This window comes from Ensifer sp. GW101-20A05 (genome assembly GCF_059424735.1).
The window spans coordinates 206436-225232 of sequence record NZ_JBWKZT010000008.1 but is presented as its reverse complement, the minus strand read 5'-3'; the positions used below and the strand labels follow the sequence as shown (position 1 = coordinate 225232).

Here is an 18797-nt window from a genome sequence, read left to right as displayed (position 1 = left end):
TGCCTGACCCATCGCTTCAAGCAAGTAGGGCGGTCGGAGCAGTCCCGGCCGGATCAGATCAGACCGAGATGGGCGGCCAGTTCCCGTGCTGCTGCGCCGCCTGCTCTGTTCGCTCCAATCGTGGAAGCCGAGGGACCGTAGCCTACCAGATGGATGCGTGGGTCCTTTTCGACCCGCGTCGCGAGGCGTCCGCCTAGGACGATGCCGCCGTCGTCCGCGCGCAGTTGCAGCGGAGCGAGATGATCGAGTGAGCTGCGAAAACCCGTCGCCCAGAGAATGACCTCAGCTTTCTGTTCCGTTCCATCCGGCCAGCGCACGCCGTGAGGAAGGATTTCGCTGAAGATCGGCAGCCGTTTTAGCGCCCCTCGTTTTGCGGCGGCCCGCAGGGCCGGGGTCCAGGGGATGCCGGTGACGGACACCACCGAGCCCGGCACCAGGCCGTTCCGCACCCTTTCTTCAACGGCGGCGACCGCGGCGCGGCCGTCTTCCTGAGTGAATGGTCCCTCGTGAAACTGCGGCTCGCGGCGCGTGACCCAGGTTGTCGTTGTCACCTGCGAGATTTCATCGAGATGTTGGAGCGCCGAAATGCCGCCGCCGACGACAATCACGTGCTTGCCCGCAAACGCGTCCGCCGTTTGATAGTCGCGGGAGTGAAGCTGCTGCCCTTCGAAACGATCGGCACCGGGATAGGCGGGTATAGAAGGGGTCTCCCAGGTTCCCGTCGCGTTGATGAGCCCCTCGGCCGAAAAGGTCTCGCGGTCGGTCTCCACCCGAAGCCGGCCGAAGCGCTCGCAAACTACCTTGGCTGCAACCGGGCGATAGATCGGCAGCCGGAATTTTTCTTCATAGGCCGCGTAGTAGCTGGGAACCGCCGCCGAAGCCCGCGCCTCAGTTTCGCCAACGGGAACAACTTCCGCAAACTCCATGCCCGGCAAGTCGTGGAGACGGTTGACGGTGCTCAGCGTCAATGACGGCCAACGATGCTGCCAGGCGCCGCCCGGTTTATCGTTCTTGTCGAGGACGATGAAATTCCGGCCCGGCTGGAGGCCAAGCTTCATCAGGTGATAGGCCGATGACAGCCCGGCTTGGCCAGCGCCGATCACCACAATGTTGACCTTGATCGCGGCGTGAAGCGCCGCATTCGTTGAGGCTGTGGATGGCATGGTGTCAGTCACTCTGGGACCTCGAAACGCGTAGCTCGGCCGCCGAGCAAAGCGAAACCCAGCTCTTCTACGCATCCTTGTGACCATAAGAAGCCGGACACGCAATGCGCTCGCGGCATCGTTTGGAGAAATCCCCCCGCTCGGCAAGCCTATTGGAGAGCTGCGCCGGCGGCGGAGCGGAGATTGGGCACCTGGAAGATTCGGCTCGTGCGGCGCCATAACCTTCGCTGCACTCGGGATCGCGCAGTGCCCGTCGAAGACTCGAGTCTCTTGCAATGTCGATCCATATGTGAGTAAGCTATTCATATAAGAATGAACTTGATCGCTTGCCGCTGAGCGCCACTGGCGTTCGATGGCGAAAATCAAGGTCGGACTTCGCTTTCGCTACGCAAGGGTCTGCTCATGCATGAATTCACGCCCACCGTCGGTGTTTCCTCGACGCGTCCCACGGATATGCCGCAAGACCATGCCGCCCTGCCGGTCTGGAATGCGGAAAACTGGTTCTATGAAGATTGGCCCGTCGGCCAGCGCATCCGGTCTTTGCGCCGGACGATCGCCGAGGGGGACAGTCATCTGTTCAACACGTTGGTCGTCGACATCCACCCCTATGTGCAGGATCAGATGTTTGCCGAGCGGGACGGCATGTTCGGCAAGCGTCTCGTCGCTGGCGCTTTCGTCTTTTCGGCGGGCCTCGGGCTCGTCGCCACCAATTGCGTCAACGCCTTTTCCTACGGCTACGACAAGCTGCGTTTCATCAAGCCGGTCTTCATTGGCGACACGATCTACACGATCCGGACCAACATGGACAAAACCCCCCGTTACAAGGAGCTCGGGCTTATCCGCGCCAGCTACCAGGTGTTCAAGGGCGAGGGAGAGCTAGTGCTCTATTGCGAGCACTTGCAGACGGTGAAGTACAAGAACCCCGCCGGCTTTGTCGGCAAGACCGAGAAATAAGTCGCGATGACCGAAGCAAACGAACTGCCGCTCTCAGGCCTTGTCGTCGTCGACATGAGCCAGTTTCTCTCAGGTCCCTATTGTTCGCTGCGCCTCATGGATCTCGGCGCGCGCGTCATCAAGATCGAGCGCCCCGACGGCGGCGACCTGTCGCGCCGGCTCTATCTGAGCGACACAGAGATCGGCGGCGACTCGACGATCTTCCATGCCATCAACCGCGCCAAGGAGAGCCTGGCGATCGACCTCAAGAACGAGGCAGATCTCGCGGCCTTGAAGACGCTGCTCACCAAGGCCGATGTGCTGATCCAGAACTTCCGCCCCGGCGTCATCCAGCGGCTCGGGTTGGATTATGAGGCAGTCAAGGCGATCAACCCGAAGATCGTCTATGCCTCGATCAGCGGGTACGGCGAGGAGGGTCCCTGGGTGAAGCGGCCGGGGCAGGATCTGCTGGCGCAATCGCGCTCGGGCGTCATGTGGCTGAACGGCGACGAAGGGCAGGGCCCCGTTCCCTTCGGCCTGGCGATTGGCGACATGCTCGCCGGCGCCGCGGCAGCGCAAGGCATTCTTGCAGCGCTCGTCCGTCGCGGCATCAGCGGCAAGGGCAGCCTGATCGAAACCAGCCTGCTCGAGGCACTCGTCGACTTCCAGTTCGAAGTGCTGACGACGCATCTCAATGACGGCCGCCGGCTGCCAACGCGCTCCGGCTTTCGCAGTGCCCATGCCTATCTGTCGGCGCCTTACGGTGTCTATCCGGCCAAGGACGGCTATCTCGCCATTGCCATGACGCCGATCCCGAAGCTCGCGGATCTCCTCGAGATGCCCGAACTCGACGCCTATCGCGACGATCCGGCGTCCTGGTTCTCCGAACGGGACAAGATCAAGGCGCTGATCGCCAGGCGGATCGCCGAAAACACCATCGACCATTGGCTTGGCCTGCTTGAACCCGCGGACATCTGGTGCGCGCGCGTGCTCAACTGGAACGAACTGCTCGAAAGCGAAGGCTTCCGGGTGCTCGACATGCTGCAGACGGTCGTGCGCGACGACGATGTCTCGATCCTCACCACGCGTTCGCCGCTCAGGGTCAACGGCAAGCGCGCCCAGGTGGATCGCGCCGCGCCACGCATCGGCGAGCATAGCGAAGCGATCCGAGAGGAGTTCGGCCTGTGAGCATCACGTTGAAGGGCATGACCTGGAGCCACCCGCGCGGCTACGATCCGATGATCGCCTGTTCGCGGCTGTGGCGGGAACGCACCGGCGTCACGGTCGAATGGGACAAGCGATCGCTGCAGGATTTCGAGACCTATCCGGTCGAGGAACTGGCGCGAGCTTATGACCTCATCGTCATCGACCATCCGCATGTCGGCCAGATCACCAAGGAGAAGTGTCTGGCGCCGCTCGATGTCGAAGGACGAGCGGCCGAACGGAAGGCACTGGCCGATGCTAGCGTCGGTCGCTCCTATCCGAGTTACACCTGGCAGGGCCGGCAATGGGCCTTCCCGATCGACGTGGCGACGCAGGTGCAGGCCTGGCGGCCAGATCGGGCGGAACGTGTTGAGACCTGGCCTGAGATGCTGGTTCTGGCGAAACAGGGAAAGGTTGCGTTGCCGATGCGCCCGCCGCATTCCCTGATGAGCTTCTATACGCTCTCGGCCAATCTCGGGCACCCGTGCCGCAGCGATGGGGCAGGGAAGTTGATCGAGATCGATGCCGGCATCGAAGCGTTCGAGCGCCTGCGTGAGTTGACGGACCTGATCGACCCCGCCTGCTTCTCGATGGATCCGATTGCCGTGCTCGAAGCGATGAGCGAGCCGCATGCGAAGGCCGTCTGCGCGCCGCTGATTTATGGCTATGTCAGCTACGCGATGTCAGGCTTCCGGCCGTCTCTCGTCAGGTTCGGCGATATCCCAGTGGCCGGGCGGAGCGGTCCTTTCGGCTCTGCCCTTGGCGGAACGGGAATTGCCGTCTCCGCTTTCTCCGGCGCGATCGACGCGGCGATCGATTTTGCTTACTTCGTCGCCGGCGGCGAGGCGCAGCGCGGCCCCTATGCCGCAGGCGGTGGGCAGCCGGGCCATGCGGCCGCCTGGGATGATGACGCCGTCAACGCCGCGACATCAGACTTTTACCGGGCAACCCGCAAGACGCTGGAAACCGCGTGGGTTCGCCCAAGGCACGATGGCTACATGGCCTTCCAGCAGGCGGGCTCCGATCGCATCAATGACGGGCTCCTGGGCAAGGACGCCTCGCGAAAGGTTGTCGACGATCTCAATCGCCTATTTGGTGCGAGCTTTGCTCCCACTTGAGCAGCCGGCGACTGCTGCGCAGCTTAGCGGCAGGGTCTTCGATCCGGGGAAATGAAGGGCAGCGCATAGCGGCTGGATTTCATATCGAGATCTGCGGCGCCGCTTGTGGGCCTACTCATAAACCTTCGCACAATCTCAAATTCCTGCTTGGCTTAGCCGAAGATCGTGATCAGCGGCTTGTCGAGGCCTGGACTTGCGTATGACTGAGAAACGTTCTCAGACGGCAGGGTCGCAAACCGTCCCGTCTTCGCAGCGTTTGGCGTCTGTTGGTTGTGGTTGGCACCAAACGAGGTGATTTGGGGGCGAAAACTGTCACTATCGATACTGGCGCCGCAACTCGGCGTCGGACGGTTTTCGGAGAACCTAGCCCTGAACGCCGATGCTGCCGGAGGTCGGGGTTTCCAGATGCAGGATCGAGCGGGTGAGGGTCGTCTTTCACGAACCGCTTTCGCCGACAAGGCCACTTTCGCCCTTGGCACTTGCTCGGCGCCCACGGCTTCGACCGCATCGACGGCGCCGACAGCCATCACGGCCCATAGGCGGGGACCGTTAGTTGGCTACCGCAAATCGCGAAGCCACGGTTCTACTCCCATCAAGGCGTGCAATACCTCATGCTGCTGACCTAGCCCACGACCAATATGTAACGACATCATCTTTACGGGCGTGTAAAGATGATGTCGTTACGCTATCGTATGAGTGCAGATAGGAGTTTTCCATGGCGACCTCGAACACGAGTAAAAGTCCGGACGCAAGCGTGCCGCTGAATATGCGAATCAAGCCTGCGACACGCAACTTGATCGACCGCGCCGCCGAGCTGCTTGGTAAGACGCGCACGGATTTCATGCTTGAGGCTTCCGAGCGCCGCGCCGAGGAAGTGCTGCTAGACCGTTCCGTATTCACGGTCAGCCCCGAAATCTATGCCGAGTACCTTGCCCGGCTCGATGCACCCGCGCAACCTAATGAGCGCCTGAAGCGCACCATGTCGACCAAAGCGCCGTGGGATGAGGCGTGACTCTTAACACACCGACACCACTGGCCGATCAGCACGAACTGACAGACTTTAGTTCCGGTGTGCCTGAACTAGACGACTGGCTGCGTCGCCGCGCCCGTACCAATCAGATTGGCGGCGCATCGCGAACATTCGTCGTGTGCGAAGGAAATCACGTCATCGCCTATTATGCACTCGCCTCCGGCGCAGTGAAGCAGCCGGAAGCACCTGGTCGGTTTCGGCGCAACATTCCTGATCCAATTCCGGTTGCCGTGCTTGGCCGCCTCGCCATCGATGGGGCCTATCAGGGATGCGGTATCGGCAGAGCGTTAGTGCGCGACGCAGGTTTGCGCCTGCTCAATGCCGCAGAAATCCTGGGTATCCGCGGCGTGCTGGTGCATGCAATTTCCGAGGACGCGAGGGCCTTCTATGAGGCGGTCGGCTTCCTGCCCTCGCCATCGGACCCAATGATGCTTATGGTCGGGTTACAGGATCTCAAAAGCGCGCTCAACTTCTAACCGCAGCTTGTGAACTATCAGCACCCATTGGTCAGCATGTTCGCGTCCTGCTCCATGCATCGCATATTTGGGTCGGCTTAGAATGACGTGCATCCGCATGTTGCGGATGCCAATGTCGGCGACCACCATATCGTTGATCAGGGGTCGACTTCCTGCACGTCCGAGCACACGACGAGCGCGATGAAATCCGGATCTCCACCGGCGCGCATACAGTCGACGGCCTAGGAAAACCCAACGAACGCATGTTCGAACTGGACGGCGATCGTCTCGGGCCGGAGACTATCCATGTGAACCATGAAATAGGCCTGCACATTGTACGTGACGCGATCGAGGTCGATCGCCATGGTGTAGCCGCGGATGCAGCCTGCCATGATCTGCCGGGGGCAATTTCTTCTGAGCTAACCTTTTGAAATTGCGTAATTCCGGACGGAAACCGTTCACACTTTCTTGGAATTACTCTAGGCGAGCTTCCAGATCCGCCGCGCATTGCCGGAGAGCAACTTGCGCTTTTCGTCCGCGCTGCAGCCCTCAAGTAGAGCGTGGGTGGCGCCGACCCAGGTCGACAGATTTCCGCCGAGGGTGCAGACCGGCCAGTCGCTCCCCCAGACCACCCGGTCCCAGCCAAAAACACCGATCGTATGCTCGATATAGGGGCGCAGCGTTTTGACCTGCCATGCCTCGTCGGCATAGGCGACGATGCCGGAAATCTTTGCCGTGACGTTCTGGCGCCGGGCGATGTCGCTCATATGTTCGCGCCAGGGATGCTCGGCGCCGGCGCGAATGTCAGGCACGCCGCAATGATCGAGGATGAATTGGCCGTCAGGCGCAAGATCGATAAGCGCGATCGCCTTCGGGATCTGGTGCGGCAGGACGCAGAGGTCGAAAGTGAAGCGGCGTCCGCCGAGCTTTCGGATGTTGTCGCGAAAAGTCTGCTGCTCGGAGAGTTCATCCGGCATGACGTGCAGCACCCGGCGGAACCCCTTGACGAAGCCGTTGGCTTCCTGGCGTTCGAGATAGGCGGCAAAACCATTGTCTTCGGGTCGGCAGGCGGCAATGGCGCCCTTGAGAAGGCTGTCCGGCTCGCGCGAGAGCCTTTCGATTTCCGCTGTCTCTTTCTCGATTTCCGAGGGCTCGACATCGACCTCCATGTGCAGCGCCGCCTTGATACCGAGCCGCCGGGCCTCGCGCGCGTAGGTCGCGTAGAGGAAGTCATGATCGAGCGCCGGTACGCCGGAAAGCCACGGATAGGCGAGCTTCGACCTGTCGATGAGGTGAAGATGGGTGTCGATGATCAAGGCGCGTCTCCTCCGAACGGCGTCTCACATAAGAATGAGATATTCAAATAAGAAGTACGGCCGTTGCCGGCTGGCGTCAATCGGTTGCGGGCGCCACGTCCGAGCCGGCCAGCGTCGACAGTTGCTCGGCGGTTTTCAGCAAGAGGGCGATGGTTTCGGTAATATCCGGCGCCGAGGGCGCGTTGACCAGCGCGATATAGGGCACGGTGAGTGCCGCGATGCCGCGGCCATCGGGGCCTAGGATCGGTGCCGAAAGGTTATAGACGCCGGCGGTCTGCGCGCTCGCCATCATCTCGTAGCCGCGTTCGCGGATCTGGTCGAGCCGCGCGTAGAACTCCGGTCCGCGCGGGACTTCGTCTTTGCTCTTGGCGTGTTCCGCGATCATCATTTCGCGCTCTTCGGCTGAGCGGAAGGCGAGAAGGATGTGGCCGGAGCCGGTGTCGAACAGGCTGATGTGCGATCCGACCCGGATCGAGATGCCCCAATAATCAGGTGCTTCCTGCTGGGCAATAACCACAGCCGAGCCGCGATCGAAGACGGCGAGGTGGTTGGCCTGCTTGGAGCGCTGCGCCAGGTCGCGCATCAACGGTGTTGCGTAGGAAGCGAGCCTGCGAACCGGCGCATGCAGTTGCGAAAGCCCGAACAGCTTTAGTGTCAGGGAATAGCGATCGCCGTCGATGCGGGTGACGTAGCCGCGCCGCACGAGCCGGTCGAGCATCCGGTAGAACTCGTTGGGGCTGCGGTTCAGGCGCTTGGAAATCTCCGCCTGCGTCAGGCCGCCGTCGACGCTGGCGAGTAGCTCGAGAATGTCGAGCCCCTTGTCGAGGGCGGGCGCGCGATAGCGGTCAGACTCTTCGGTGTCCATGAGATCCCTCCTTGGTGAATATTCATATCCATATACGCAGAGAAAGGCGCCGACAAAGGAAAGTTCGCCCTTGACGCTGGATAAATTTGTTGTTTGTATATGAATTAGTTTCTCACAAATGAGAACGTCGCGCCAGATGAGGGCGTGAACCAGGGAGGAATGGAGATGAGAAGGCTGCTATCCGGCGTGTCCGCCGGAGCGATCATGCTTGCCGCGGGACTGGGGACGGCTATGGCCGCCGACCTCCCCGGCAAGTTTGAAGGCGTTACGATCGACGCCAAGCTGATCGGCGGACAGCAATACGAAAAGCTCTACGAGCGTATCGGTGAGTGGGAGAAGGCGACCGGCGCCAAGGTCAACATCCTGTCGAAGAAGAACCACTTCGAGCTCGACAAGGAGATCAAGTCGGATATCGCGACCGGCGGCGTCAGCTGGTGCGTGGGTTCCAACCATTCGTCATTCGCTCCGCAATATCCTGACATCTACACCGACCTGCTCGCGCTTCTGCCGCCGGATGAGATCGCCAAGTTCGTGCCGGCCCTGATCGATGCCTCGACACTCGACGGCAAGCTGGTGATGCTGCCGCGCGCCCAGTTCGACGTTTCGGCGCTCTATTACCAGAAGAGCCTCTATCAGGACGAAGCCAAGAAGACCGCCTTCAAGGCAAAGTATGGCTACGACCTCGCGCCGCCGGACACCTGGGCCCAGGTTAGCGACCAGGCCGAGTTTTTCGCAGCGCCACCGAATTTCTACGGCACGCAGTTCGCCGGCAAGGAAGAGGCCATCAACGGTCGCTTCTATGAAATGCTAGTCGCCGAAGGTGGGGAATATCTCGACAAGGATGGTCGCCCAGCCTTCAATTCCGAAGCCGGCGTGCGCGCGCTCGACTGGTTCGTCAAGCTCTACAAGGACAAGGCGGTACCGCCTGGCACGACCAACTATCTCTGGGACGACCTTGGTCAGGGCTTTGCCTCGGGCTCGATCGCTCTCAACCTCGACTGGCCTGGCTGGGCGAGCTTCTTCAACGATCCGAAGTCGTCCAAGGTCGCCGGCAATGTCGGCGTGAAGGTGCAGCCGGCCGGTTCTTCCGGCAAGCGCACCGGCTGGTCGGGCCATCACGGCTTCTCGGTCACCGAGGATTGCGCCAACAAGGAGGCCGCCGCATCGCTCGTCTGGTGGCTGACCAACGAGGACAGTCAGAAGCTGGAATCGGCTGCCGGCCCGCTGCCGACCCGTTCGGCCGTCTGGGAATACAACATCAAGGCAGCCGCAGGCGACGCCTACAAGACCGAAGTGCTGCAGGCTTTCCAGGAAGCCGCCAAGCATGCCTTCCCGGTGCCGAAGACGGCTGAATGGATCGAAATCTCCAACGCCGTCTATCCGGAACTGCAGGCCGCCATCCTCGGCGACAAGACGTCGAAGGAAGCGCTCGATGCCGCCACTGCGAAGGCGACCGGCATTCTGGAAGACGCGGGCAAGCTCTGATCACAGCCAAGGAGGCGGCGCCGGCGCTTCGGTGCCGGCGCCGCCTCAGCCATTTCATGCCATCCTCAGGACTGCCCGATGAAGCTCAAGAAATTGTCAGCGCCGGCCCTGCTTCTGCTTCCGGCCTTCGTCGTGCTCGCGGCGGTGATCGTTTTGCCGCTGCTCTTTTCCTTCTACTCGAGCTTCACGCCCTTCCGCCTGACGAAGCCGGAGACGCTTTGGGTCTTTGTGGGCCTGCGCAACTACGCGACCGTGCTCGGCAACACCGAGTTCTGGGTCGCCTTCGGTCGCACCGTGCTGTTGCTGACGGTGGCGTTGAACGCCGAGATGCTGCTTGGTCTCGGCCTGGCACTGCTCGTCAACAAGGCGACCCATGGCCAGCGCCTGCTGCGCACGATGATGATGTTTCCGATGATGTTTTCGCCGGTGCTGGTCGGCTTCCAGTTCAAGTTCCTGTTCAACGACAATATCGGCTTCGTCAACAATGCGCTGCAGTCGCTGGGGCTCACCGACCAGGCGATCCCGTGGCTGATCGACGGCAATCTCGCGCTGCTTTCGATCATCATCGCCGAAGTCTGGTCCTCGACCGCCGTGTTCGCCATCCTGATCCTCGCCGGCCTGCTCGCCATGCCGAAGGATCCGGTCGAGGCCGCCCATGTCGACGGCTGCACGCCTTGGCAGACCTTCCGCTATGTTACCTGGCCCTATCTCATGCCCTTCGCCTTCATCGCCATGACGATCCGTTCGCTGGACGTGGCGCGGGCCTATGACATCGTCAAGATCATGACCGATGGCGGTCCTGCCAAGCGCACCGAACTGCTTTGGACGCTCGTCGGCCGCACCGCCTATGCCGATGCCCGCATGGGGCTCGCCAACGCCATGGCCTATGTCGCGATCCTCTTGTCGATCGTCTTCACCGTCTATTTCTTCCGCAAGCTCGCCGCGGCGCGCCAGCAGATCGGAGCCGAGTGGTAATGGATATCAACGCCTCGCACCGCCTGCGCCGGCGCCTCCTGAAGATCGCGCATCTGATCGGCCTGTTCCTGGCAATGGCGGTGATCTGCCTGCCCGGCCTCTGGATCGTGCTGTCGTCGCTACGCCCGACCGTCGAAATCATGGCGAAGCCCCCAGTCTGGATTCCCGAGAGCATCTCGCTCGATGCCTATCGCGCCATGTTCTCGGGCGTGGGGCAGGGCGGCGTTCCCGTTTGGGACTATTTCCGCAATTCGCTGATCATCTCCGTGACATCGACGGTGATTGCGCTCGCAATCGGCATGGCCGGCGGTTACGCCTTTGCGCGCTATCGCTTCAAGGCGAAGTCGGCGATCTTTCTCGGCTTCATGCTGACGCGGGCCGTGCCCGGGATCGCTCTGTCGCTGCCGCTCTTCATGCTCTACGCCCGCACCGGCATCATCGACACTCATTTCTCGCTGATCCTTACCTATGTCGCGCTCAACGTGCCCTTCACCATCTGGTTGATCGACGGCTTCTTTCGCCAGGTGCCGAAGGATCTCGCAGAAGCCGCCCAGATCGACGGCTGCACACCGTGGCAGGCCTTCTGGCAGGTGGAGTTTCCGCTCGCCGGTCCCGGCATTGCGTCCGCCGGCATCTTCGCGTTTCTCACCTCCTGGAACGAATATGCGCTCGCCTCGCAGATCACCCGCTCGGTCAATTCCAAGACGCTGCCGGTTGGACTTCTCGACTACACCGCCGAATTCACCATCGACTGGCGCGGCATGTGCGCGCTCGCCGTCGTGATGATCATTCCGGCGCTGACCCTAACCTTCATCATTCAGAAGCACCTCGTTTCGGGCCTCACCTTCGGCGCGGTGAAAGGATAATCGTTCATGGCTCCTGTCACCCTCAGGAAACTGGTCAAGCGCTACGGCGCGCTCGAAGTCGTCCACGGCATCGACCTCGAAGTGAAGGATCGCGAGTTCATCGCACTAGTCGGCCCCTCCGGCTGCGGCAAGTCAACGACGCTGCGCATGATCGCCGGCCTCGAGGACGTCAGCGACGGCGCGATCGAGATCGGCGGCCTCAAGGTCAACGATCTGCCGCCGCGGGCGCGCAACATCTCCATGGTCTTCCAGTCCTATGCGCTCTATCCGCACATGACCGTTGCCGAGAACATGGGCTTTTCGCTGAAGATCGCCGGGCGCTCGGCCGATGACATCAAGGCGCGGGTCGCCGAAGCGGCCGCCATTCTCGATCTCGGCCATCTGCTTGAGCGTCGTCCGTCGCAGCTTTCCGGCGGCCAACGCCAGCGCGTCGCGATGGGCCGCGCGATCGTGCGCCAGCCGGATGTCTTCCTGTTCGACGAGCCGCTGTCGAACCTCGACGCGAAGCTGCGCACGCAGGTGCGCACCGAGATCAAGAAGCTGCACGCGCGCATGCAGGCGACGATGATCTACGTCACCCACGACCAGGTCGAGGCGATGACGCTGTCGGACCGCATCGTCATCATGCGCGACGGGTACATCGAGCAGGTCGGTACGCCGGAAGAGGTGTTCCAGCGACCGGCCACCAAGTTCGTCGCCGGTTTCATCGGTTCTCCGCCGATGAACATGGACGAGGCGATCGTCGACAACGGCACGCTGGTGTTTGCCAGTGGCGCCCGGCTGCCGATCCCGCCGCGTTTCGCAAAATCACTGCGCCCGGGCCAGAAGGTCACCTTCGGCCTCAGGCCGGACGATATCTATCCGAGCGGCCACGGCCTGCATGCCGGCGATCCGGCGGCCGTGCACGACGTCGAACTGCCGGTGTCGATCACCGAACCGCTCGGGAACGAGACACTTGTCTTCATCCAATTCAACGGCCGCGACTGGGTTTCGCGCATGCTCAACCCGCGCCCGCTTAGCTCAGGCGAAAAGGTGCGCATGAGCTTCGACCTGTCGCGCGCCCATCTCTTCGACATCGATACCGGCAAGGCTCTGGAAGGCTGACATGGCAAGAATCGAGAAAATTGAACTGCGCATGGTCGACCTGCCGCCGAAGGTGAAGCGGACCGATGCGATCCAGAGCTTCGTCAGCCAGGAAACGCCTATCGTCACGATCGTCGATTCCGACGGAGCGACGGGCACGGGCTACAGCTATACGATCGGCACCGGCGGATCGTCGGTAATGCGGCTTCTCTCCGATCACCTCGTGCCAATCCTGATCGGCGAGGACGCCGATTGCATCGAGGCGATCTGGCACAAGATGGAATTTGCCACCCACGCCACGACCATCGGCGCGATCACCGCGCTGGCGCTGGCCGCAGTCGACACCGCCCTTTGGGACCTGCGCGCCAAGAAGCAGAAGCTGCCGCTCTGGAAGCTCGCCGGCGGCGCCAAGGACAGTTGCCCGCTCTACACCACCGAGGGCGGCTGGCTGCATATCGAGAAGGAGGCCCTCGTCGAGGATGGGCTCGCCGCCAAGGCCAAGGGCTTCTCCGGCTCGAAGGTGAAGATCGGCAAGCCGCACGGCTCGGAGGATTACGATCGGCTCGCCGCGATGCGCAAGGCACTCGGCGATGGCTTCGAGATCATGACCGACTGCAATCAGGGCTTCACCGTCGACGAGGCGATCCGCCGCGCGTCGCGGTTGAAGGAGCTCGATCTCGCCTGGATCGAGGAGCCGCTGCCGGCCGACGATCTCGACGGTCATATCCGGCTGACGCGCTCGACGCCGACGCCGATTGCGGTTGGAGAATCGATGTATTCGATCCGCCATTTCCGTGAATATATGCAGAAGGGCGCCTGCTCGATCGTGCAGGTCGACGTCGCCCGCATCGGTGGCATCACGCCCTGGCTGAAGGTCGCTCATGCGGCGGAAGCCTTCGACATTCCGGTCTGCCCGCATTTCCTGATGGAGCTGCATGTGAGCCTCGTCTGCGCCGTGCCGAACGGCAAATATGTCGAATACATTCCGCAGCTCGATGACCTGACCACCAAGGGCATGGAGATCCGGAACGGCCGCGCCATGGCCCCTTCTGAGCCGGGCATCGGCATCGCCTGGGATTGGGACGCCGTGCGCACTCGCTCGATCAGTGAATTCACCCGCGAGTTCCGCGGCTAGAGCAATTCCAGCAAAAGTGCGGAACGGTTTTGCGTTCGGAATTGCGCAATACCAATGAGATGGAGGACAGGATGCAGCGGATGGGAATGGTGATCGGCCTCGAAGCGTCGAAAATCGCCGAATACAAGGCGTTGCATGTCGCCGTCTGGCCGGAGATCCTCGAACTGATATCCGAATGCAACGTCACCAACTACTCGATCTTCCTCAAGGAGCCGGATAACCTGCTGTTCGGCTACTGGGAATATGTCGGCTCGGATTTCGCGGCGGATATGGCCAAGATGGCGGCGCATCCGAAGAACCAGGAATGGTGGTCGGTCTGCATGCCGTGCCAGAAGCCGCTTGAGATGAGAAAAGAAGGCGAGTGGTGGGCGATGATGGACGAGGTTTTCCATCATGACTGAAGGCTTTGATCCCGGCACTCTCAGACAATGGTGGCCGAAGCCGAGCAATCCACGGCCGATCGTGATCTTCGGTGCCGGCAGCATCGTCGGCGACGCCCATCTGCCGGCCTACCGCAAGGCGGGCCTCCCGGTTGCCGGGATTTATGACCCGGACCGTTCCAAGGCGTCTCAGTTTGCGGAAAGCTGGGATATTCGGGCCTTCGAAAATGAGGCGGACGCGCTTTCGGTGCCGGAAGCGATCTTCGACCTCGCAACGCCGCCCGCCGCCCATGCCGCCATCCTTGGCCGATTGCCGATCGGCGCGGCAGCGCTGATCCAGAAGCCCATGGGGTCGGACCTCGCCGCCGCAACCGCCATTCTCGAGATCTGCCGCGCGCGCAAGCTGAAGGCGGCCGCCAACTTCCAGCTTCGCTTCGCGCCGATGATGCTGGCGCTGCAGGATGCCATCGCCAAGGGGCATCTCGGCGAGGTGGTGGATTTCGATGCCTGGCTGGCGCTCGCCACCCCCTGGGGCCTTTGGCCGTTCCTCAAAGGTCTGCCGCGCATCGAGATTGCCATGCACTCGATCCACTATCTGGATCTGATCCGCGGCCTGCTCGGCAACCCCTTAGGCGTACACGCCAAGACCATCGGGCATTCGAACCATGATGTCGCCCAGACGCGCACGGCGGCGATCCTCGACTATGGCGATCGCGTACGCTGCGTGCTCTCGGTCAATCACGACCACGATTTCGGCCGCAAGTTCCAGGCCTGCGAGTTCCGCATCTCCGGCACCTCGGGTGCCGCCTACGTGAAGCTCGGCGTCAATCTCGACTACCCCAAGGGTGAGCCGGATGAGCTCTGGATCAGGCCTACAGGCGGCAGCGATTGGGTTGCCGTGCCACTCGAAGGTGCCTGGTTCCCCGACGCCTTCGTCAATCGCATGGCGAACCTGCAGCGCTTCGTCACGGGTGAGGACGATGAACTGATCGGCTCGGTGGAAGACGCGTGGCAGACGATGGCGCTCGTCGAGGCCGCCTATCAATCGAGTGCCGCGCCGGCAACGGCGATCGCGCCGCTTCCAGGACAATGACATGTCTGAACAGATTATCCATTTTGAAGACTACGAGCTCGGACACGAACGCCTGACGACGGGTCGCACGATCACCGAGACCGACTTTGTTGTTCATGCCGGCCACACCGGCGATTTCTTTCCGCACCACATGGATGCGGAATTCGCCAAGACCTTGCCGGGTGGTCAGCGTATCGCCCATGGCACCATGATCTTTTCGATCGGCGTGGGTCTGACAGCCTCGCTGATCAACCCGGTTGCCTTTTCCTACGGCTATGATCGTCTGCGCTTCGTGCGTCCGGTCCATATCGGCGATACGATCCGCACCCGCGTGACCGTCTCTGCCAAAGAGGACGATCCGAAGCGACCAAAGGCGGGGCGCGTCGTGGAACGGTTAGAAGTTATCAACCAGCGTGGCGAGGTCGTTCTCGCCGCCGACCATATCCTGGTCGTCGAACGCAAAGCATGAGGGATCGAGAATGACAGCGGATCTTAAAGGCAAGGTCGTCCTGATTACGGCCGCCGCTCAAGGAATCGGCCGCGCTTCGGCTTTGGCCTTTGCAAAGGCCGGCGCGAAAGTGCATGCGACGGATATCAACGTCGATGCGCTTGCAGCGCTTGCCAAGGAAGCGGACGTCGCGACTCACCGGCTCGATGTGCTCGACACGCAGGCGGTCGGAACGCTGGTTGCGAAGATCGGCGCCGTCGATATCCTCTTCAACTGCGCCGGCTTCGTCCATGCCGGGTCGATCCTGGAGATGAAGGATTCCGATCTCGAATTCGCCCTCGACCTCAACGTCAAGGCGATGATCCGCACCATCCGTGCGGTCCTTCCGGGCATGCTTGCGCGCAAGGATGGCGCGATCATCAACATGGCTTCCGTCGCTTCCAGCATCAAGGGCGTGCCCAACCGCTTCGCCTATGGCGTTACCAAGGCGGCCGTCATTGGTCTCACCAAGGCCGTTGCCGCCGACTACGTCTCTGAGGGAATTCGCTGCAACGCCATTTGCCCCGGTACCGTTGAGAGCCCGTCGCTGCAGGACCGCATGCGGGCGCAGGGCGATTATGAGACGGCACGAGCCGCCTTTATCGCCCGGCAGCCGATGGGCCGCCTCGGCACGCCGGAGGAGATCGCCGCGCTCGCCGTTCATCTCGCGAGCGCTACCTATACGACCGGCCAAGCCTATGCCATCGATGGCGGCTGGACCATCTGACCACCGAGTTCAAGGATTTAAGATATGAAGCTTCTGCGTTACGGCGTTCCGGGTCACGAAAAACCGGGTATTCTCGATGCGAACGGCACGCTGCGCGACCTTTCCGGTCATGTGGCTGACCTCTCTGGTGCGGCTCTCGATCCCGACAAGCTGGCGGAACTGGAGTCGCTCGATCTTGCTGGTCTGCCTGCTGTCGCGGGCAACCAGCGTCTCGGCCCTTGCATTGCCGGAACCGGCAAGTTCATCTGCATCGGTCTCAACTATTCCGATCACGCGGCTGAGACCGGCGCCAAGGTTCCGTCGGAGCCGATCATCTTCATGAAGGCGACTTCGGCCATCGTCGGCCCCGATGACGATCTTCTGATCCCGCGCGGTTCGACCAAGACCGACTGGGAAGTGGAGCTCGGTGTCGTCATCGGCCGCAAGGCGAAATACGTGACCGAAGCGGAAGCCCTCGACTATGTCGCCGGCTACTGCGTCGTGCACGACGTCTCCGAGCGTGCCTTCCAGATCGAACGCCAGGGCCAATGGACCAAGGGCAAGTCTTGCGACACCTTTGGTCCGACAGGCCCCTGGCTCGTAACCAAGGACGAAGTGCCGGATCCGCAGAATCTGCCGATGTGGCTGAAGGTCAACGGCGAGACCATGCAGAACGGCTCGTCGGAAACCATGGTCTATGGCGTTGCTCACCTCGTTTCGTACCTGTCGCAGTTCATGTCGCTGCAGCCGGGCGACATCATCTCCACCGGTACGCCGCCCGGCGTCGGCATGGGCATGAAGCCGCCGCGTTATCTCAAGGCGGGCGATGTCGTCGAACTCGGCATCGAGGGCCTCGGCAGCCAGAAGCAGTCCGTACGCGCGGACGATTAAGTTCTACCGACTGGAGTGACCATGACCCGCATCACCAATCTGCGCGTCTTCGACTTGCGCTTTCCGACCTCACAGAGCCTTGACGGCTCCGATGCGATGAATCCGGACCCGGATTATTCCGCGGCCTATGTCATCCTCGACACGGACAGGCCCGGTGTTGCGGGCCATGGTCTCACCTTCACCATCGGTCGGGGCAATGATATCTGCTGCATGGCGATCAAGGCTATGAAGCACCTGGTCGTCGGTCAGGATACGGCGGACATCCTCGCCAATCCCGGCCGCTTCTGGCGGCACCTGACGAGCGACAGCCAATTGCGCTGGATCGGCCCCGAAAAGGGGGCGATCCATCTCGCCACCGGCGCCGTGGTCAATGCCGTCTGGGACCTGCTTGCCAAGCAAGCGGGCAAACCCGTCTGGCGCCTGGTTTCCGACATGTCGCCGGAACAGATCGCCGACATCGTCGACTATCGCTACATGACGGATGTGCTCACCCGCGACGAGGCGATCGGAATTCTCAGCAAGGCCGAGCCCGGAAAGGCCGAGCGCATAGCGACGCTGGAGAGGGAAGGCTACGCCTGCTACACGACGTCGGCCGGCTGGCTCGGCTATGACGATGAAAAGCTCAGGCGGCTCGCCCAGGAGGCGATCGACGAAGGCTTCAATCACATCAAGATGAAGGTCGGCCGTGATCTTGCCGACGACATCCGGCGGCTGACGATTGCGCGCGAGGTGATCGGGCCGGACCGCTATCTGATGATCGATGCCAACCAGGTCTGGGAGGTCGGCGAGGCGATCGATTGGGTGAAGCAGCTTGCCTTCGCCAAGCCCTTCTTTATCGAGGAGCCGACAAGCCCCGACGATGTCGCCGGTCACCGCAAGATCCGAGAGGCGATCGGGCCGGTGAAGGTCGCGACCGGCGAGATGTGCCAGAACCGCATCATGTTCAAGCAATTCATTGCCGAGGGCGCGATCGACATCGTCCAGATCGACTCGTGCCGCATGGGCGGGCTGAACGAGGTGCTGGCGGTGCTGCTGGTCGCAGCCAAATACGGGCTGCCGGTCTGGCCGCATGCCGGTGGTGTCGGCCTTTGCGAATATGTGCAGCACCTGTCGATGATCGACTATGTCGCCGTTTCCGGCACCAAGGATGGCCGCGTGATCGAGTATGTCGATCATCTGCACGAGCACTTCCTCGACCCCTGCGTCATCGAGAATGCCGCCTACATGCCGCCGCAGCGGCCCGGCTTCTCGATCGAAATGAAGCCCCAATCGATCGCGGACTACACATTCCGCGAGTGACAGGCGTGCCGGATTTGTTAAATCCGGCCTGCCTTATGTCTATCCGGAATTTGGAGCGACCGATCGTCTCTTTGGGCTTTGCGTCGGAACTCTACAAGGAACTTTCTGCAGCGCGCAAATTCGGATGGCGCGGCGCGCAAGTTCACTTGGCAGCAGATTTAAGAGGCCGTGCTTTCTTGCCATCGAGGCCGAGATTCGATGGATTTGAAGAACGTGTATTGTGGTGGCGCCCCATGCCGAGTGTGGAAATTGCGATAAATCAATGTCTTAGGTGGCTGCTGGACACAGTTCTGGTGTGCGGAACCATTAGGCTTTTCGGAAAAGTGTCCTGCCCC

Annotated in this window: 20 protein-coding genes; 16 read left to right on the top strand and 4 right to left on the bottom strand. The window is 61.7% G+C overall.

The features are described 5' to 3' along the window. Nucleotides 1-53: 53 nt before the first annotated feature. Entirely contained in the window at nt 54-1529 is a 1476-nt protein-coding gene (locus AC070A_RS20965) for an NAD(P)-binding domain-containing protein (protein ID WP_492384301.1), read from the bottom strand. 36 nt (nt 1530-1565) lie between these two features. Here AC070A_RS20965 and AC070A_RS20960 point away from each other — a divergent pair, with 36 nt between their 5' ends. The 5 genes from AC070A_RS20960 (at nt 1566) to AC070A_RS20940 (ending at nt 5923) form a co-directional block, all read left to right on the top strand. Then, complete coding sequence (locus AC070A_RS20960; RefSeq protein ID WP_112995249.1) at nt 1566-2117, top strand: MaoC family dehydratase; 552 nt, start codon at nt 1566-1568, stop codon at nt 2115-2117. Between the two features lie 6 nt (nt 2118-2123). Further along, on the top strand, nt 2124-3284 hold the full coding sequence (locus AC070A_RS20955; RefSeq protein ID WP_492384300.1) for a CaiB/BaiF CoA transferase family protein: 1161 nt from the start codon (nt 2124-2126) through the stop codon (nt 3282-3284). After that, the gene (locus AC070A_RS20950) at nt 3281-4417 is read left to right on the top strand and encodes an extracellular solute-binding protein (RefSeq protein WP_492384299.1); all 1137 of its coding nucleotides are present in this window, start codon (nt 3281-3283) and stop codon (nt 4415-4417) included. Before AC070A_RS20955 ends, AC070A_RS20950 begins: the two co-directional genes overlap by 4 nt. Before the next feature lie 715 nt (nt 4418-5132). Further along, nucleotides 5133-5429, top strand: coding sequence for a type II toxin-antitoxin system TacA family antitoxin (locus tag AC070A_RS20945; protein ID WP_110879569.1), 297 nt, complete (start codon nt 5133-5135; stop codon nt 5427-5429). Then, a complete protein-coding gene (locus tag AC070A_RS20940) occupies nt 5426-5923 on the top strand; it encodes a GNAT family N-acetyltransferase (RefSeq protein ID WP_492384298.1) in 498 nt (165 codons plus the stop codon). Before AC070A_RS20945 ends, AC070A_RS20940 begins: the two co-directional genes overlap by 4 nt. Nucleotides 5924-6144: 221 nt before the next feature. On the opposite strand, the gene AC070A_RS20935 is transcribed toward AC070A_RS20940, so the two are convergent. The 3 genes from AC070A_RS20935 to AC070A_RS20925 all read right to left on the bottom strand — a co-directional run bounded on the left by AC070A_RS20935 (nt 6145) and on the right by AC070A_RS20925 (nt 8083). After that, nucleotides 6145-6294: a hypothetical protein gene (locus tag AC070A_RS20935; RefSeq protein ID WP_492384297.1), complete on the bottom strand. Its 150-nt coding sequence runs from the start codon at nt 6292-6294 to the stop codon at nt 6145-6147. Nucleotides 6295-6381: 87 nt separating this feature from the next. Continuing rightward, nucleotides 6382-7218 (bottom strand): amidohydrolase family protein, encoded by an 837-nt coding sequence (locus tag AC070A_RS20930; protein ID WP_492384296.1) that lies wholly within the window; start codon nt 7216-7218, stop codon nt 6382-6384. A gap of 76 nt (nt 7219-7294) precedes the next feature. Then, nucleotides 7295-8083, bottom strand: a complete 789-nt coding sequence (locus tag AC070A_RS20925; protein ID WP_110879566.1) for an IclR family transcriptional regulator — start codon at nt 8081-8083, stop codon at nt 7295-7297. 165 nt (nt 8084-8248) lie between these two features. Here AC070A_RS20925 and AC070A_RS20920 point away from each other — a divergent pair, with 165 nt between their 5' ends. From AC070A_RS20920 to AC070A_RS20870, 11 genes are all read left to right on the top strand, one after another. Continuing rightward, nucleotides 8249-9568, top strand: a complete 1320-nt coding sequence (locus AC070A_RS20920; protein WP_492384295.1) for an ABC transporter substrate-binding protein — start codon at nt 8249-8251, stop codon at nt 9566-9568. 78 nt (nt 9569-9646) lie between these two features. After that, entirely contained in the window at nt 9647-10543 is an 897-nt protein-coding gene (locus AC070A_RS20915; RefSeq protein ID WP_112948648.1) for a carbohydrate ABC transporter permease, read from the top strand. Beyond that, a complete protein-coding gene (locus tag AC070A_RS20910; protein ID WP_492384294.1) occupies nt 10543-11409 on the top strand; it encodes a carbohydrate ABC transporter permease in 867 nt (288 codons plus the stop codon). Before AC070A_RS20915 ends, AC070A_RS20910 begins: the two co-directional genes overlap by 1 nt. 6 nt (nt 11410-11415) lie before the next feature. Next, the gene (locus tag AC070A_RS20905) at nt 11416-12513 is read left to right on the top strand and encodes an ABC transporter ATP-binding protein (protein WP_492384293.1); all 1098 of its coding nucleotides are present in this window, start codon (nt 11416-11418) and stop codon (nt 12511-12513) included. Between the two features lies 1 nt (nt 12514). Then, complete coding sequence (locus AC070A_RS20900) at nt 12515-13627, top strand: mandelate racemase/muconate lactonizing enzyme family protein (protein WP_110879562.1); 1113 nt, start codon at nt 12515-12517, stop codon at nt 13625-13627. A 71-nt stretch (nt 13628-13698) separates the two neighbouring features. Continuing rightward, the gene (locus tag AC070A_RS20895; protein ID WP_492384291.1) at nt 13699-14028 is read left to right on the top strand and encodes an L-rhamnose mutarotase; all 330 of its coding nucleotides are present in this window, start codon (nt 13699-13701) and stop codon (nt 14026-14028) included. Further along, nucleotides 14021-15100, top strand: a complete 1080-nt coding sequence (locus AC070A_RS20890; RefSeq protein ID WP_492384290.1) for a Gfo/Idh/MocA family protein — start codon at nt 14021-14023, stop codon at nt 15098-15100. Before AC070A_RS20895 ends, AC070A_RS20890 begins: the two co-directional genes overlap by 8 nt. A gap of 1 nt (nt 15101) precedes the next feature. Then, on the top strand, nt 15102-15548 hold the full coding sequence (locus tag AC070A_RS20885; RefSeq protein ID WP_093234535.1) for a MaoC/PaaZ C-terminal domain-containing protein: 447 nt from the start codon (nt 15102-15104) through the stop codon (nt 15546-15548). Nucleotides 15549-15558: 10 nt separating this feature from the next. Then, nucleotides 15559-16293 carry an SDR family oxidoreductase gene (locus AC070A_RS20880; protein ID WP_218373963.1) on the top strand — a complete coding sequence of 245 codons (735 nt, stop codon included), beginning with the start codon at nt 15559-15561 and terminating at the stop codon, nt 16291-16293. A gap of 24 nt (nt 16294-16317) precedes the next feature. Next, the gene (locus AC070A_RS20875) at nt 16318-17163 is read left to right on the top strand and encodes a fumarylacetoacetate hydrolase family protein (protein ID WP_492384289.1); all 846 of its coding nucleotides are present in this window, start codon (nt 16318-16320) and stop codon (nt 17161-17163) included. A gap of 21 nt (nt 17164-17184) precedes the next feature. Beyond that, the gene (locus tag AC070A_RS20870) at nt 17185-18462 is read left to right on the top strand and encodes an L-fuconate dehydratase (RefSeq protein ID WP_492384288.1); all 1278 of its coding nucleotides are present in this window, start codon (nt 17185-17187) and stop codon (nt 18460-18462) included. The last annotated feature ends 335 nt before the right edge of the window (nt 18463-18797 follow it).

Coding starts and splice junctions, on each gene's coding strand:
- AC070A_RS20960 (WP_112995249.1), top strand. CDS start 1,566: ATGCATGAATTCACGCCCACCGTCGGTGTTTCCTCGACGCGTCCCACG.
- AC070A_RS20955 (WP_492384300.1), top strand. CDS start 2,124: ATGACCGAAGCAAACGAACTGCCGCTCTCAGGCCTTGTCGTCGTCGAC.
- AC070A_RS20945 (WP_110879569.1), top strand. CDS start 5,133: ATGGCGACCTCGAACACGAGTAAAAGTCCGGACGCAAGCGTGCCGCTG.
- AC070A_RS20935 (WP_492384297.1), bottom strand. CDS start 6,294: ATGGCAGGCTGCATCCGCGGCTACACCATGGCGATCGACCTCGATCGC.
- AC070A_RS20925 (WP_110879566.1), bottom strand. CDS start 8,083: ATGGACACCGAAGAGTCTGACCGCTATCGCGCGCCCGCCCTCGACAAG.
- AC070A_RS20920 (WP_492384295.1), top strand. CDS start 8,249: ATGAGAAGGCTGCTATCCGGCGTGTCCGCCGGAGCGATCATGCTTGCC.
- AC070A_RS20915 (WP_112948648.1), top strand. CDS start 9,647: ATGAAGCTCAAGAAATTGTCAGCGCCGGCCCTGCTTCTGCTTCCGGCC.
- AC070A_RS20910 (WP_492384294.1), top strand. CDS start 10,543: ATGGATATCAACGCCTCGCACCGCCTGCGCCGGCGCCTCCTGAAGATC.
- AC070A_RS20905 (WP_492384293.1), top strand. CDS start 11,416: ATGGCTCCTGTCACCCTCAGGAAACTGGTCAAGCGCTACGGCGCGCTC.
- AC070A_RS20900 (WP_110879562.1), top strand. CDS start 12,515: ATGGCAAGAATCGAGAAAATTGAACTGCGCATGGTCGACCTGCCGCCG.
- AC070A_RS20895 (WP_492384291.1), top strand. CDS start 13,699: ATGCAGCGGATGGGAATGGTGATCGGCCTCGAAGCGTCGAAAATCGCC.
- AC070A_RS20890 (WP_492384290.1), top strand. CDS start 14,021: ATGACTGAAGGCTTTGATCCCGGCACTCTCAGACAATGGTGGCCGAAG.
- AC070A_RS20885 (WP_093234535.1), top strand. CDS start 15,102: ATGTCTGAACAGATTATCCATTTTGAAGACTACGAGCTCGGACACGAA.
- AC070A_RS20880 (WP_218373963.1), top strand. CDS start 15,559: ATGACAGCGGATCTTAAAGGCAAGGTCGTCCTGATTACGGCCGCCGCT.
- AC070A_RS20875 (WP_492384289.1), top strand. CDS start 16,318: ATGAAGCTTCTGCGTTACGGCGTTCCGGGTCACGAAAAACCGGGTATT.
- AC070A_RS20870 (WP_492384288.1), top strand. CDS start 17,185: ATGACCCGCATCACCAATCTGCGCGTCTTCGACTTGCGCTTTCCGACC.